Here is a 13,704-nt window from a genome sequence, read left to right on the forward strand (position 1 = left end):
GCATGCTCCCCGAATGGGTCTACCGGAAATGCCCAGATATCTCCGCGGTCCATCGCGAGGCGGCGATCGCGCGGCAGGCGCAACTGACGAAGCCGACCGGCGCGCTTGGCCGGCTCGAGCAACTCGCGATCGAGCTTGCGGGTCTGCAAGCAACCGAGCAACCCCGTGCCGCGCGGGTGCCGATCGTCATCTTCGCCGGCGATCACGGCATCGTCGCGCAGGGCGTGTCGGCCTATCCGCAGGAGGTAACGATTGCGATGATGGCGAATTTTGCCTCGGGCGGCGCCGCGATCTCGGTGCTGGCGCGCGAGCTTGGCTCGAGCCTGGAGGTCGTCGACGCGGGCACGCTGGCGCCATCGGAGGTCGCCGATATCGTCACGGACAAGCCGCGCAACGGCACGCGCGATTTCAGCGTTGAGGCAGCGCTTGCGCCCGCGGAGCTGGCAGTTGCCTTCGAAGCCGGCCAGCGCGCGGTCGCGCGCGCGGAGGCCGCCCAGCCCGATCTGCTGATCTTTGGCGAGATGGGCATCGGCAACACCACGACATCAGCGGCGATAGCCGCGGGCCTGCTCGGCCTGCGCGCCGAGGAGATCGCAGGCAGCGGCACCGGCATCGATGCGGTCGGCCGGGCGCACAAGGCGCGCGTGATCGATGCCGCGATCGCGCGTCATGGGGTTGCCGGTGCCTCGGCCGAAAAGATCCTGTGCGCCATCGGCGGCCTCGAAATCGCAGCCATCTGCGGCGCGATCATTGCGGCTGCGCAGCGCCGCATTCCCGTGTTGATCGACGGCTTCATCGTATCGGTCGCGGCGCTGGCGGCCGTGCGGCTGAATCCCTCGTGCCAGCCGTTCCTGCTGTCGTCGCATCAATCGGCGGAGCAGGGGCATCGGCTGGTGCTTCGTGCCCTGAACGTCCAACCGCTGATCAGCCTCGATCTCAGGCTCGGCGAGGGATCGGGCGCGGCGATCGCGCTGCCGCTGGTGCGGCTGGCCTGTAGCCTTCACAATGACATGGCGACGTTTGCGCAGGCCAATGTGCCGGATCGGCCAGTCTGATCAGGCTCAAGCCACGCGGTGATTGACGGAGACGACGCGCCAGCCGCTCGCGAGCCGATCGATCCGGGTGAGGGAGAGCGGATCAATCACGAAGCGCAAGGCGGCTTGCGGCTCGAGACCCAGCGCGATGCACAGCGCGGCGCGGATCGTGCCGGAATGGACCACGAGGGTGGACGAATCCGCCCCGATCCGCGACAGGCCCAGCCGGACGCGCGCGACCTGATCCTCGAAGCTCTCACCGCCCGGCGGCCGCGCGCGGGCCGGATCGCTCCAGAACTGCGCATAGGCATCGCCGCCCGTCGCGGCGAGTTCGTCGTGCCGCCGGCCGGTCCAGTCACCAAAATCCTGCTCGCTGAATTCACCCACGAGCACCGGATCGAGCCCCAGCGCGCGCGCCGTCTCGACCGTGCGCCGTGACGGGCTCGCATAGCTCACCGCGTCCCGCGGCAGGTGCTGCCGCACTGCCTCCAATTGCGCGCGATCGCCGAGATTGGCCGGAGCATCGGCCGCATGGATCGTTCCCGCGACGCCGTCGACGGTCGCATGCCGTATCAGCCAGAGGAAGGTCTCGCCTTCCATGCGAAAATCTCCAGGGAAAGTTGGTCGCTGTAGCAAAGACGCCGCAACAGGTACATTGACTCTGTCTTGATCGTAATCCTAGATGGTCAGGACGGTTTCCCCATCCGGGGATGAAAAGGGAATGCGGTGCGGGGACGTTGTCCCCAATGCCGCGGCTGCCCCCGCAACTGTAAGCGGCGAATCTTGCGTCACAAGCCACTGGGTATCTCGGTCCCGGGAAGGCGACGCAAGGTGATGACCCGCGAGCCAGGAGACCTGCCGTCAGCCGTGGTCACACGCGAAGATGTCGGTCGGGGAGTACAGACATTCGGCTTCATCGGAAGGCTGAAAGGCCCAGGGTGAGACCTCGTTCGCTGTGACGTGCCACTGACGTCATACCGAGGTCCTAAACCATGTCTTCCGTCCGTCTTGTGCGACCGCGCGCGTTTTTGCTCGCGTCCGCCGCTCTCACATCGTTTGCTGCCATCGATCTACCCGTAGCCTTGGCGCAGCAGGCCCGCGAACCGCTGCCGCCGATCGAGATCGCCCCGCAACAGTCCCGCAAGCCTGCCAGGCCCGCGGGACGCGAGGGGCAGGGCGCGCGCCGCACAGCAGCGCGCCGTTCCGCGCCCGCGCCGCTCCCGCCAAAGCCGGTCGTGCCGGCTGCGACGGTGCAGACGCCGCTCAATACCAATACGGTCGCCGAGAGCGCCTCGCGCCTCGGCCTGACGGTGCGCGAAATACCGGCGACCCTCGAGGTGATCTCGGCCGAAACCATGCGTGAGCAAGGCTATCGCACCGTGTCAGACGTCGCGCAGGGCGCGGTGGGCGTCACCTCGGGCGACAACCCGGCCGAGCCCTCGGCCTTTTCGATGCGCGGCTTCACCAACAGCCAGATCAACACGCTCTACAACGGCATCAAGATCGGCCCGCAGAACATGACCTCGCGGATCACAGATACGGCCAATCTGGAGGCCGTGGAATTCTTGAAAGGTCCGGCCTCGCTGATCTCGGGCGAGGGCGCCGCCGGCGGCGCGATCAACTTCGTCACCAAACAGCCGCACACCGGACCGATCCGGAACGAGGCGGACTTTTCCTATGACTCTCTAAATTCGTTCCGCGCGCATTACGGCTCCGGCGGCAGCACCAATGTTCAGGGGCTGGACTACCGCTTCGATATCAGCCGCTCCTTGCTCAACGGCTTTGCCGACGACACCAACACCAAGACGCTCGACGTGTCGGGCCAGCTCAACTACCGCATCTCGGACAACCTGAAGATCTGGGGTGCGATCGAGTATAGGGAGGACCGCGGAAAGGCCTATTGGGGCGCGCCTCTGGTGCCGATCGCCTTCAGCGGCTCGCATGCCACGACTGGAATCGTCTCGGGCAACTACATCTCGAACTTCAACAAAACGAATCTCGGACCGGTCACGATTGATGACCGCACTTTCAACACCAACTACAACGTCCTCGACAATCGCAACGTCGCCCAGGAGGTGTGGCTGCGCGGCGGCTTTGAGCTGAAATTGGCACCTGACTTGACGCTGAAGAGCCAGGCCTATGGCTATAGCGCGGAGCGCACGTGGTTCAACAATGAGGTCGAGGCGTTCAATGCCAGTTCGGGCCTCCCCAACTCGAACATGGTGGATCGCGAGCGCTTCTACGTCGCGCACAGCCAGCGCCTCGTCGGGAACATCACCGACCTGATTTGGGATGCGAATATCGCGGGCTTCGACAACCGCATGGTCACGACGCTTTCCTCAAGCTATCTCGATTTTGTCAGGCCGGGCGCGGCCAACTTCCCTGACGACTACGTCTCGTTGGTCGATCCCGCGCGCGGCTATTACGGCCTGCTCACGACGCAGCAGCAGACTGCGCGCATCGACAACGAGGCGCTGTCATTCGAGGACCGGTTAAAACTGACGCGCAGCTTTGCGCTGATCGGCGGCCTGCGCGTCGAGCATATCGGGCTCGACCGCAATTCGACCGACGTGAACGGGCTGGAGAAGGCTAATTTTCCGTTCTCGAAATCCTGGGCGCCGGTGACGGGCCGCATCGGCTACACCTGGGAGGCCGTTCCCGGCCTGACCTTCTTCAGCCAGTACGCCACGGGCGCCGATATCTCGGCCAACAACATCTTCCTGCTTGGGCCTACCCAGCCGCTCGACCTCACGACCTCGCGCACCTACGAGACGGGCGTCAAGCATCTGTTGTGGGACAACAGGGCGGAGTGGTCGTTCTCGGCCTACGACATCCAGCGCAAGAACGTCTATGCGGCCGCTGGCGGCATGCAGCTCAATATCGCCGGGCGGCAGGAATCCAAGGGCGTCGAGCTCGCCGCTTCGGTCCGCCCGATCGAGGCGTTGCGGCTGTGGGGCAATATCGCCTACGTCGATGCGCGCTATGCCGACTACAATTTCGTCGGCGGCTCGTTCTCCGGCAATACGCCGCCGAACGTGCCGCGCATCGTTGCCAACGCCAGCGCCTCCTACCGTTTCTTCACGCCCTGGCCGGTGGAGCTCGGAATCGTCAGCCGTCATGTCGGCGACCGCTACAACACGGACGCGAACACGGTGACGCTGAAGGCCTACACTGTGGCCGATGTCTATGCCTTCGTCGACATCCCCAGGACGGTGTTCAATGCGGTTGACCAGGCCCGCCTGACGTTCCGTGTGCGCAACATCACCGACAAGCGCTACGCGATCTGGGGCGATCCGTTCTATCCCGATCAGATCCTGCTGGGCGCGCCGCGCACCTATGAGATTTCGGCTGCGTTCAAATGGTAGGGCGTTGAGACCATGGGCGCGATCATCCTGTTGCACCGTTGGCTCGGGATCGCGTTCTGCCTGCTGTTCGCGATGTGGTTCGCGACGGGGATCGTGATGCACTTCGTTCCGTTTCCGTCGCTGACGGAAGCGGAACGCGTTGCCGGGCTTGCGCCGGTGGACCATGCTCAGGTCACTATCCCTGCTTCTGACGCGGTGGCCGCCAGCGGGGTTGCGGATGCCACGCGCGTTCGCCTGATCCAGCGGAGCGACGGACCGGTCTACATCGTCTCGGGACCATCGCATTTGCGCGCAATCCGCGCCTCGGGCAGAGGCGACGCATCGGTGACGTCTCCTGATATCGCGCTCGCCATCGCGCAGGAGCATGCCCGCAATCGCGGGTTCGATGCCGCGGGCGCCGTGATCGTCGCGCGCGCGGACTATGATCAATGGACCGTCCCGAACGGTTTTGATCGCCACCGGCCGCTGTTTCGCGTGGCCCTCGGCGATGCCGCCGGGACGGAGGTCTATGTCTCGTCGCTCACCGGCGAAGTTGTCCTTGATACGACGCGAAACGAGCGTGCATGGAACCTGGTCGGTAGTGTCCTGCACTGGATCTATCCGACGGTCCTGCGAAGCAACTGGGCGCTATGGGACAGCGTGGTCTGGACATTGTCGCTACTGGCGTCGATCGCAGCGCTGCTGGGAGCGTTGCTCGGGATCAGCCGGATCGGAATTCGAGGGCGTCAAATCTCGCCATACCGTGGCTGGCATGCGCTGCATCACCTCATCGGCCTCGTTGCGACGGTCTTCGTGTTGACCTGGATTTTCAGCGGGTGGCTCTCCATGGATCACGGCCGGCTGTTCTCGCGCGGGCAGTTGACCCCGGCTGAATCCGACATAATGAACGCTTGGCCGGACTGGCCGGTCGTTTCATCATTCGTTCGGCAGCCGATATCGTCCTCGGCCCGCGAAGTCGAATGGTTCGCCTTCAACGGCGATGTTTATCGTCGTGACCGGGTCGCCCTTGGCAGCCAGATTTTGGTCAGGGCAGGAGACGCTGGCCGCGATAGGCAGACGGGATTGCTGAGCGCACACGAGGTCCAGGATTTGACGACGCGCCTTGCGGCTGGCTGCGACGCACCGTCCGTGCTTGCGGTCAACGACGACTATCCCGCTCGGTCCATCGTTGCGGCAGCGCCCGCCTACCGTTCCCGATGCGGCGACCTCTGGTTCGACATCGACAGCGCCAACGGCAGCGTGCTGCAAAGGCTGGATGCGTCGCGGCGGGCCTATCGCTGGTTCTATAGCGCGCTGCACACGCTCGACTTTCCAATTCTCGTGACGCATCCGCTTTTGCGCGACGTTCTGATCGTGAGCCTTTGTGCCCTCGGGATGCTGTTCTCCGTCACGGGTATCGTCATCGGCTGGCGCCGCTTGCGGTCCTCCTTCATTGCCCGACGGGTTTGAAACCCGCGACAGTTCAGCTCTGAGCGCGGGCTGCACAGATTTGCTACACGGCGACACGAATTGCGGCAGTTCTCGCTTTAACAACGCGCTTGACATCGTATCCGATCTCAACGACCGTAATGTGCAAGCGTAGGGCAAGACGGCCCATCGACGCGATAAGTTCAACCATTTCCAACACCACGCGTTCGTCGCGTGTTCGGTTGGCGGCGAGGGCGCCCTCGGCTTCACAGCCGACGGGCGCTTTTTTGTTTTTGGATCGAGTGATGACGCGGAAACAGTATCGGATCGGCGTGATGTTCTCGACGACGGGCTCCTACAGCGTCGTCGCACGTTCGATCCTCAACGGTGCATTGCTCGCGTTAAGGGAAGTCAATGCGAGCCACGACGACATTGCGCTTGAGCCGGTGGTGGTCAACCCGTCCGGCGACCTCGCGCGCTATCGTTCGCTCAGCCTCGAGCTCCTCGGTTCCGGCATCCGGCACGTGGTCGGCTGCTACACTTCGTCGAGCCGCAAGGAGGTGATCCCGTGCTTCGAGAAGTTCGACGGACTGTTGTGGTATCCGTCTCACTACGAGGGCTTCGAGAGCTCCGATAACGTCATCTACACCGGCGCCGCGCCCAACCAGCACGTGCTGCCGCTGGTGGACTATCTGGCCTCCCGCGTCGGCTCGCGCGCCTTCTGCGTCGGCTCGAACTACATCTGGGCCTGGGAGAACAACCGCATCTTCCGCGAGGCGCTGACCGCGCGGGGCGGCACCGTGCTCGCCGAGCGCTATCTCTCGGTCGGCGATACCGAGGTCGACCAGGTCATCACGGCGATCATCGATCAGCGTCCCGACTTCGTCTTCAACAATTTGATCGGCACCAGCGCCTATGCCTTTTTTCGGGCGTTCCGGGCCGCTTGCCGGGCGCGCGGCATCGATCAGGCTGCGGAGATTCCGGTCGCTAGCTGCACGCTGTCGGAACCGGAATTGCCGGAGATCGGCCCGGACGCGGTCGACGGACATCTGTCCTCGAGTGTCTATTTCTCCTCCCTGAATTCGCCAGAAAACGGTGCCTTCATTCGCGCCTACACGACATCCTTTCCGGACGGACCGGTCTCGTCGGCAGATGCTGAATCCTCTTACATCGCCGTCAAATTGCTCGCGGCAGCATTGTCGCAGGCCGGCACCGACGATGCCCGCACGGTGCGCGCCGCCGTGGCCGATCAGCGGCTACGCGCTCCGCAAGGCGAGGTCCGCATCGACCGGCAGACCTTTCACGCCTGGCTTACGCCGCGCATCGGCCGCTCGGCTGCCAACGGGCAGTTCGAGGTGCTGCTGGAATCCCGCGAGCCGATCGCGCCCGATCCCTATCTCGTCCAGTCGTCGCCGCGCTTTGCCAGCGCAATGCGCTCTCCGCTGTTGAAAGTGGTGCAATCATGAGCTCCCGACTGTTACAGAACTTCAAGGGCGGCCGCGCGATCGTCGTCACCCGGCGAGGGGGATGGGAGAGCGCGCTCGAAACGACGCTCGCCAAGCTCGGCGTCTCGACGGAATATCCTGAGATCATCGACGGCCACGCGCAGATCGACGTCGCGGGCCTTCAGGCCGACCGTGACATCCTGTTCGTCGACGGCGATCTCGAAGGCGCGGTTGCGATCGAGGTCAACCCGGCCTCGCGCCTGCCGCCGGTGCCGGTGATCGGCCTGGTCGGTGTCGAGGCGCCGAGCCGGCTCAAGGCGCTCGTCAATCTCGGCGCGACCTCGTTCCTGCGCAAGCCGGTGCATGGCGGCGCGGTCTACACGTCTCTGTTCATGGGCATCAACCAGTTCCTGCTGCGCGCTGAAATGTACGAGCGCTTGCAGGGCCTCGAGGAGCGTCGCCGCGGGCGCCGCGCGGTGATTCGGGCCGTCATCCTGCTAATGCAGCAGGATGGCCTCGACGAGGAGGGGGCCTATTGCCAGCTCCGCCGCGACAGCATGCGCGCGCGGCAGAATATGGAACTCTATTGCGAGGAGTTTCTGAGCAAGCGGGCGAAGCCGCCCGACACGTCCGGCCGCACAACCGGCATCACGCTGCAAGGCGGCAACAAGCAGGCCATCTAGGAGAACCAAATATGCCCAAGTCTGTATTGCGGGGGCTGCGCGCCGCAGCCCTCACGGGGACGCTTGTCTTCGGATCACACCTGGCGCTCGCAGCGGAAAACCCGATCAAGCTCGGCGTACTGGAGGATCAGTCGGGCGATTTCGCCGCCGCCACCATCGGCAAGGTCCACGCCATCCAGCTCGCCGCCGACGAGATCAACAAGGCCGGCGGCATCATGGGCCGGCCGCTGGAGCTCGTGCCCTACGACACGCAGTCCGACAACACCCGCTACCAGGAGTTCATGCGCCGCGTGCTCCAGCGCGACAAGGTCGATGTCGTGTTCGCGGGTTTCTCTTCGGCTTCGCGCGAGGCGTATCGTCCGATCGTCGACCAGTTCAACGGTTTCGCCTTCTACAACAACCAGTATGAAGGCGGCGTCTGCGACGGCCACATGATCGTCACCGGCGCGGTGCCCGAGCAGCAGTTCTCCACGCTCATTCCCTACATGATGGAGAAGTACGGCAAGAACGTCTACACGCTCGCAGCCGACTACAATTTCGGCCAGATCTCGGCGGAATGGGTGCGCAAGATCGTCAAGGAGAACGGCGGCAAGATGGCCGGCGAGGAGTTCATCCCGCTCGGCGTGTCGCAGTTCTCGCAGAGCATCCAGAACATCCAGAAAGCCAAGCCGGACTTCGTGGTCACGCTGCTGGTCGGCACCGCGCAGGCTTCCTATTACGAGCAGGCCGCGTCCGCCAACGTCAACCTGCCGATGGCGTCCTCGGTCAACGTCGGTCAGGGCTACGAGCACAAGCGCTTCAAGCCGCCGAGCCTGAAGGACATGTACGTCACCACCAACTACATCGAGGAAATCGACTCGCCCAAGAGCAAGGAGTTCTACGCCAAGTTCAAGGCGAAATTCCCGAGCGAGCCCTATGTGAACCAGGAGGCGGAAAACTCCTACCTCGCCGTCTATCTCTACAAGCAGATGGTGGAGCGGGCGAAGTCGACCAAGCGCGAGGACATCCGCAAGGTGATCGCGATGGGTGACGTTTGCATGGACGCACCGGAGGGCAAGGTCTGCATCGACCCGAAGAGCCAGCACATGTCGCACACAATCTATCTGGCGAAGGTCGGGGCCGATCACGCGATCTCCTTTCCGAAGACCTGGGAAGACATCAAGCCCTATTGGCTCGGTGACGCCGGCTGCGACCTGACGAAGAAAGATCCGATGGCCCAGTACACGCCGTCGAATCCGCCGCCGAAACCCTGACGGCGGTTGGTCGCCCCGGCAAGTCCGGCACGCCGGGGCGATCACGGACATCCGCGGCGGCAACGTCGCTTCTCTCACCAGTCTGGTAGGTCTATGGACATCGCGACCCTTGCATTCTCGGCGCTCTATCAATTCGGCGACGCCTTCGCGTTCCTGGTGCTGTCGGCCTGCGGGCTCGCGGTGATCTTCGGCATGATGGGTGTGATCAATCTCGCCCATGGCGAGTTCATCATGTGCGGCGCCTATGTGACGGCTGCGACCGTGCATGCCGGTCTGCCATTGCCGCTGGGGATTCTGGCTGGAACTATCGTATCCGCGCTCGTCGGCGTGCTGGTCGAACTCGCGGTGATCCGTCATCTCTACGACCGGCCTCTCGACACCATCGTCGCGACCTGGGGGCTCAGCCTGATCGCGACGCAGGGCACGCTGATCATGGTCGGTTCCACCATGGCGGGCGTCGGCACGCCGTTCGGGAGTTTTCAGGTCGGTGACTACTCCTATTCGATTTATCGCATCGTGCTGTTCTGCGCCGCGCTCGGCGTCCTGGCGGGTCTCTATGCCCTGTTCAACTGGACGCGATTCGGCGTGTTGGCGCGCGCCACCATTCAGGTGCCGCATATGGCGGCGGCCCTCGGCGTCGACACGCGGCTGATCTACAGCCTCACCTTCGCCTGCGGGGCAGGGCTCGCCGGCCTTGCCGGCGGCCTGTACGCGCCGACCATGACGCTGGTGCCGACCATGGGCGCCACCTTCATCATGGAAGCGTTCGTCACGGTCGTGATAGGTGGCGCCGACGTCTTCCTCGGCACGGCGCCGGCTGGCGGCGTGCTTGCAGTGGTGAAATCGGTGATGACGTCGTGGCAGGGGCAGTTGTTCGGCCAGATCGGCCTGTTGGTCGCCGTCATCATCGTCGTCCGGGTTCTGCCGAAAGGCATCTCCGGCTTCGTGCTGCGTGAGCGCACCTGACGGAGTGATGGCGTCGTGAGCGGTTTCCTGTCCTTGTTCCGCCGTCTCGAAGGCCCGCAGACCGTCGGTCGCGGCCGGGCCTTCTGGGGTCTATTCGCCATTGTGCTGGTGGCCGCGCTGGCCTATCCGCTGTTCAGCGACGGCTACACCGTCGGCAACACCGTCTACTTCTTCGTCTGGGTATTCATCGCGCTCAGCCTGTGCCTGATCTGGGGTTATGGCGGCTCGCTCTCCTTCGGCCAGACCGCGTTCTTCGGAATCGCCGGCTACAGCTACGGCATCCTGACCATCAATTTCGGCGCGGCCTATGGCTTCACGCTGATCGCGATGGTGGTCGCTGTCGCTATTGCCGCGCTGTTCGCCGTCCTGCTCGGTTACTTCATGTTCTTCGGCCGTATCGCCGGCGTCTTCCTCGGCATCGTCACGCTCGCCGTGACCCTGATGCTGGAGCGCTTCATGGCCCAGACCGCGGGACCGGAGTGGCACATCGGCAGCGCGCGGCTGAACGGCTTCAACGGCATGAGCGCGATGCCGCCCTTGACCATCCCGTGGCCGGGCGAGCCGATCGTGCTGTTCGCCGACATCGGTCTCTATTACCTCGTGCTCGGCCTCCTCGTCTTCGTCTATCTCGGGCTGCGCATTCTGATGAACTCGTCGTTCGGCAACGTCATCGTCGCGATCCGCGAGAACCCGGAGCGGGCGGAGATGCTGGGGTACGACGTGCGCAAGTACCAGCTCATCACCTTCGTCATTGGCGCCGCGCTCGCAGGGGTATCCGGTGTGCTCTACACGGTGTGGGGACAATACATCACGCCCTCGAGCATGGGCATGACGGCGGCGGCGTTGCCCCTGATCTGGGTCGCAGTCGGCGGCCGCAGCGATCTGACATCGACCGTGATCGGCACGCTGGTGGTGCTTGCCGCGTTCCAGGCGCTGACCATCTATGGCAGCCAGTATGCGCTCGTCTTCATGGGCGTGCTGCTGGTGCTCACCGTCCTGATCGCCCCGAATGGCCTCGTGCTCGGCGTGATGAACTGGCTCGGACGGCTCGCCATCCGCCTCACGCAGAGGGCAGGCTGATGTCGCTGCTCGAGCTTCGCAATCTGAACAAGCATTTTGGCGGCCTCCACGTCACCAACGCCGTGGACCTCACGCTTGAAGCCGGCGAAATCCACTGTCTGATCGGCCCGAACGGCGCCGGCAAGAGCACGTTGTTCCGCCTGATCCTTGGCGAGCATTATCCCGGCAGCGGCGACATTCTCTTTGCAGGGGAGAACATCACGGCGCTGAAGTCCTTTGCGCGTATTCACCGCGGCCTCTCCGTCAAGTTCCAGGTGCCCGGCGTCTTTAAGGGCCTGTCGGTTCGCCAGAATCTCGAGATCGCATTGCAGAGCCGCCATCGCGGCGCGGACCTCGAAGCGGAGATCGGCCGGCTGCTCGTCTTCCTCGGACTGGAGAGCGAGCAGGCCCAGACCGCCGGCAATCTCAGCCATGGCCAGAAGCAATGGCTCGAGATCGGCATGGCGATCAGCCTGAAGCCGCGCCTTCTGTTGCTCGACGAGCCGACTGCCGGCATGTCGCTGGAGGAAACGCACATGACCGGCGCGATGGTGCAGCGGCTCAATGCCGACGGCATGACGGTGCTGGCGATCGAGCACGACATGGCATTCGTGCGCCAGGTCGCCCAGCGCGTCACAGTCTTGCATCTCGGCCAGGTCTTTGCGCAGGGCACGATTGACCAGATCGTCGCCGACGAACGCGTGGCGGCGATCTATCTGGGGCAGGCCCATGCTTGATATGCCACGTAAGGAAGTGATCCTCTCCACGCTGGGCCTGCGCGCCGGCTATGGCGGCAAGCCGGTGCTCCAGGGCCTCGAGATCGAGGTACGCGAAGGCGAGATCGTCGCCGTCATCGGACGCAACGGCGTCGGCAAGTCCACCCTGATGAAGAGTCTGATCGGGCTCGTGCCGGCGATGAGCGGCTCGATCGTCTATCGCGGCGAGGCGGTGGATTCGCTGCCTGCGCACAAGCGGGCGCGCCTCGGCATGGGGTATGTGCCGCAGGGGCGCGACGTGTTTCCGCGCCTGACCGTCGGCGAGAATGTTGCAGTCGGCGCCGCGATCAAGGGTGGTGGGATTCCCGAGGCAGGCCGGCGCAAGATCGTCGAGGCGTTCCCGATCCTCGCCGAGCGCTGGAATCAGCGAGCCGGCACCATGTCCGGCGGCCAGCAGCAACAGCTCGCGATCGGACGGGTCCTGATCGCCGATCCCAACCTGATTCTGCTCGACGAGCCGTCGGAGGGCATCCAGCCCAACATCGTCCAGGACATCGCGCGCAATATGGTCGAGCTCAATCGCAGGACCGGCGTGACCATCATCCTGGTTGAGCAGAATCTCGACATGATCCGCGCCATGGCGCAGCGCTGCTACGTCATGGACAAGGGTCGCATCGTCGCAAGCCTCGATCGCTCGGCGCTCGACGACGAAGCGGAGATGCGCCGACACCTCGCAGTTTGAAAGCGGCGCCCACAACCAAGGAGAACAGCAATGGCCTGGCAAAACGATTCCATTATGGCACGCAAGGGCGTTGCCAAGGGCGAGCGCGGTACCCAGTACACCATCACGGAAAGCGAGCAGGGCAAGTACCACTATGTCTACGGCCCCTATGTGAATCCGGTGCTGACGGTTGATCCCGGCGCCGTCGTCGCTGCCGAAACCCATGACGCTTTCGAGGGTGCCATCAAGAACGAGAGCGACAGTCCATCGAAGATTCTCAATTTTCCGTTCCTCAATCCGCAGAACGGGCCGATCCACGTCAACGGCGCCGAGAAGGGCGATGTGCTCGCCGTCTATATCGAGAGCATCGTGCCGCGCGGGCCGCAGCCGTGCGGTACGACCGTGGTCATGCCGGACTTCGGCGGGCTGGTCAGCACGGGACAGACCGCGCTGCTCAACCCGGCGCTGCCGGAGCGGGTGAAGAAGCTCGTGATCGATGCGAAGACCGGGACCAAGTGGAACGACAAGATCACGCTGCCTTATGAGCCGTTCATCGGCACCATCGGCACCTCGCCGGAGATCGAGGCGATTTCCTCATTGGTTCCGGACTACTACGGAGGCAACATGGATTTGCCGGACGTCGGCGTCGGTGCTGTCATCTATCTGCCGGTCAACACCAAGGGCGCGCTGCTCTATCTCGGCGACTGCCATGCCGCGCAGGGTGACGGCGAGCTCTGCGGCGTCGCCATCGAGCATCCGACCTTGACCACGGTGCAGATCGACCTGATCAAGAACTGGACCATTGCCTGGCCGCGGCTCGAGACCAAGGACTTCATCATGACCATCGGCTCGGCCCGGCCGATGGAGGATGCGGCCCGCATCGCCTATCGCGAGCTCTGCCGCTGGATGGCAGCGGATTATGGTTTCGAGGAGATCGACGCCTATATGCTTCTGACCCAGGCCGGACGCGTCCGCCTCGGCAACATGGTCGATCCCAAATACACGCTGGGCGCCTCCATCAAGAAGTCCTATCTGGTTTGAGGACCGGTCAGGTC

12 protein-coding genes and 1 riboswitch are annotated in these 13,704 nt (G+C 64.0%); of the genes, 11 read left to right on the forward strand and 1 reads right to left on the reverse strand.

Going from position 1 to position 13,704, the window contains the following annotated elements; translation table 11 throughout:
• Positions 1–2: 2 nt before the first annotated feature.
• A complete protein-coding gene (cobT, locus tag IVB18_RS19275; RefSeq protein WP_247990575.1) occupies positions 3–1,055 on the forward strand; it encodes a nicotinate-nucleotide--dimethylbenzimidazole phosphoribosyltransferase in 1,053 nt (350 codons plus the stop codon).
• 6 nt (positions 1,056–1,061) lie between these two features.
• Here the strand turns inward: cobT and IVB18_RS19280 are convergent, their stop codons facing one another.
• Positions 1,062–1,634: a histidine phosphatase family protein gene (locus IVB18_RS19280; protein ID WP_247990576.1), complete on the reverse strand. Its 573-nt coding sequence runs from the start codon at positions 1,632–1,634 to the stop codon at positions 1,062–1,064.
• 75 nt (positions 1,635–1,709) lie between these two features.
• A riboswitch (cobalamin riboswitch) is annotated at positions 1,710–1,912 on the forward strand.
• Between the two features lie 114 nt (positions 1,913–2,026).
• On the opposite strand from IVB18_RS19280, the gene IVB18_RS19285 reads away from it, so the two are divergent.
• From IVB18_RS19285 to IVB18_RS19330, 10 genes are all read left to right on the forward strand, one after another.
• On the forward strand, positions 2,027–4,399 hold the full coding sequence (locus tag IVB18_RS19285; RefSeq protein ID WP_247990577.1) for a TonB-dependent receptor: 2,373 nt from the start codon (positions 2,027–2,029) through the stop codon (positions 4,397–4,399).
• Between the two features lie 12 nt (positions 4,400–4,411).
• A complete protein-coding gene (locus tag IVB18_RS19290) occupies positions 4,412–5,848 on the forward strand; it encodes a PepSY domain-containing protein (RefSeq protein WP_247990578.1) in 1,437 nt (478 codons plus the stop codon).
• 263 nt (positions 5,849–6,111) lie between these two features.
• Positions 6,112–7,272 (forward strand): transporter substrate-binding domain-containing protein, encoded by a 1,161-nt coding sequence (locus IVB18_RS19295; protein WP_247990579.1) that lies wholly within the window; start codon positions 6,112–6,114, stop codon positions 7,270–7,272.
• Positions 7,269–7,934, forward strand: coding sequence for an ANTAR domain-containing protein (locus tag IVB18_RS19300; RefSeq protein ID WP_247990580.1), 666 nt, complete (start codon positions 7,269–7,271; stop codon positions 7,932–7,934). The genes IVB18_RS19295 and IVB18_RS19300 overlap by 4 nt, the downstream gene beginning before the upstream one ends.
• Before the next feature lie 11 nt (positions 7,935–7,945).
• The gene (locus tag IVB18_RS19305) at positions 7,946–9,187 is read left to right on the forward strand and encodes an urea ABC transporter substrate-binding protein (RefSeq protein ID WP_247990581.1); all 1,242 of its coding nucleotides are present in this window, start codon (positions 7,946–7,948) and stop codon (positions 9,185–9,187) included.
• 93 nt (positions 9,188–9,280) lie between these two features.
• A complete protein-coding gene (locus IVB18_RS19310) occupies positions 9,281–10,153 on the forward strand; it encodes a branched-chain amino acid ABC transporter permease (protein ID WP_247990582.1) in 873 nt (290 codons plus the stop codon).
• Positions 10,154–10,168: 15 nt separating this feature from the next.
• Positions 10,169–11,233, forward strand: coding sequence for a branched-chain amino acid ABC transporter permease (locus IVB18_RS19315; protein WP_247990583.1), 1,065 nt, complete (start codon positions 10,169–10,171; stop codon positions 11,231–11,233).
• Positions 11,233–11,949 carry an ABC transporter ATP-binding protein gene (locus tag IVB18_RS19320; protein WP_247990584.1) on the forward strand — a complete coding sequence of 239 codons (717 nt, stop codon included), beginning with the start codon at positions 11,233–11,235 and terminating at the stop codon, positions 11,947–11,949. The genes IVB18_RS19315 and IVB18_RS19320 overlap by 1 nt, the downstream gene beginning before the upstream one ends.
• Before the next feature lies 1 nt (position 11,950).
• Positions 11,951–12,670, forward strand: coding sequence for an ABC transporter ATP-binding protein (locus IVB18_RS19325; RefSeq protein ID WP_247991673.1), 720 nt, complete (start codon positions 11,951–11,953; stop codon positions 12,668–12,670).
• A gap of 30 nt (positions 12,671–12,700) precedes the next feature.
• Positions 12,701–13,690, forward strand: coding sequence for an acetamidase/formamidase family protein (locus IVB18_RS19330; RefSeq protein WP_247990585.1), 990 nt, complete (start codon positions 12,701–12,703; stop codon positions 13,688–13,690).
• The last annotated feature ends 14 nt before the right edge of the window (positions 13,691–13,704 follow it).

It is taken from the genome of Bradyrhizobium sp. 186 (genome assembly GCF_023101685.1).
Taxonomy (GTDB): Bacteria; Pseudomonadota; Alphaproteobacteria; order Rhizobiales; family Xanthobacteraceae; genus Bradyrhizobium.

Coding starts and splice junctions, on each gene's coding strand:
- IVB18_RS19280 (WP_247990576.1), bottom strand. CDS start 1,634: ATGGAAGGCGAGACCTTCCTCTGGCTGATACGGCATGCGACCGTCGAC.
- IVB18_RS19325 (WP_247991673.1), top strand. CDS start 11,951: ATGCCACGTAAGGAAGTGATCCTCTCCACGCTGGGCCTGCGCGCCGGC.
- IVB18_RS19320 (WP_247990584.1), top strand. CDS start 11,233: ATGTCGCTGCTCGAGCTTCGCAATCTGAACAAGCATTTTGGCGGCCTC.
- IVB18_RS19330 (WP_247990585.1), top strand. CDS start 12,701: ATGGCCTGGCAAAACGATTCCATTATGGCACGCAAGGGCGTTGCCAAG.
- IVB18_RS19300 (WP_247990580.1), top strand. CDS start 7,269: ATGAGCTCCCGACTGTTACAGAACTTCAAGGGCGGCCGCGCGATCGTC.
- IVB18_RS19310 (WP_247990582.1), top strand. CDS start 9,281: ATGGACATCGCGACCCTTGCATTCTCGGCGCTCTATCAATTCGGCGAC.
- IVB18_RS19305 (WP_247990581.1), top strand. CDS start 7,946: ATGCCCAAGTCTGTATTGCGGGGGCTGCGCGCCGCAGCCCTCACGGGG.
- cobT (WP_247990575.1), top strand. CDS start 3: ATGCTCCCCGAATGGGTCTACCGGAAATGCCCAGATATCTCCGCGGTC.
- IVB18_RS19295 (WP_247990579.1), top strand. CDS start 6,112: ATGACGCGGAAACAGTATCGGATCGGCGTGATGTTCTCGACGACGGGC.
- IVB18_RS19285 (WP_247990577.1), top strand. CDS start 2,027: ATGTCTTCCGTCCGTCTTGTGCGACCGCGCGCGTTTTTGCTCGCGTCC.
- IVB18_RS19290 (WP_247990578.1), top strand. CDS start 4,412: ATGGGCGCGATCATCCTGTTGCACCGTTGGCTCGGGATCGCGTTCTGC.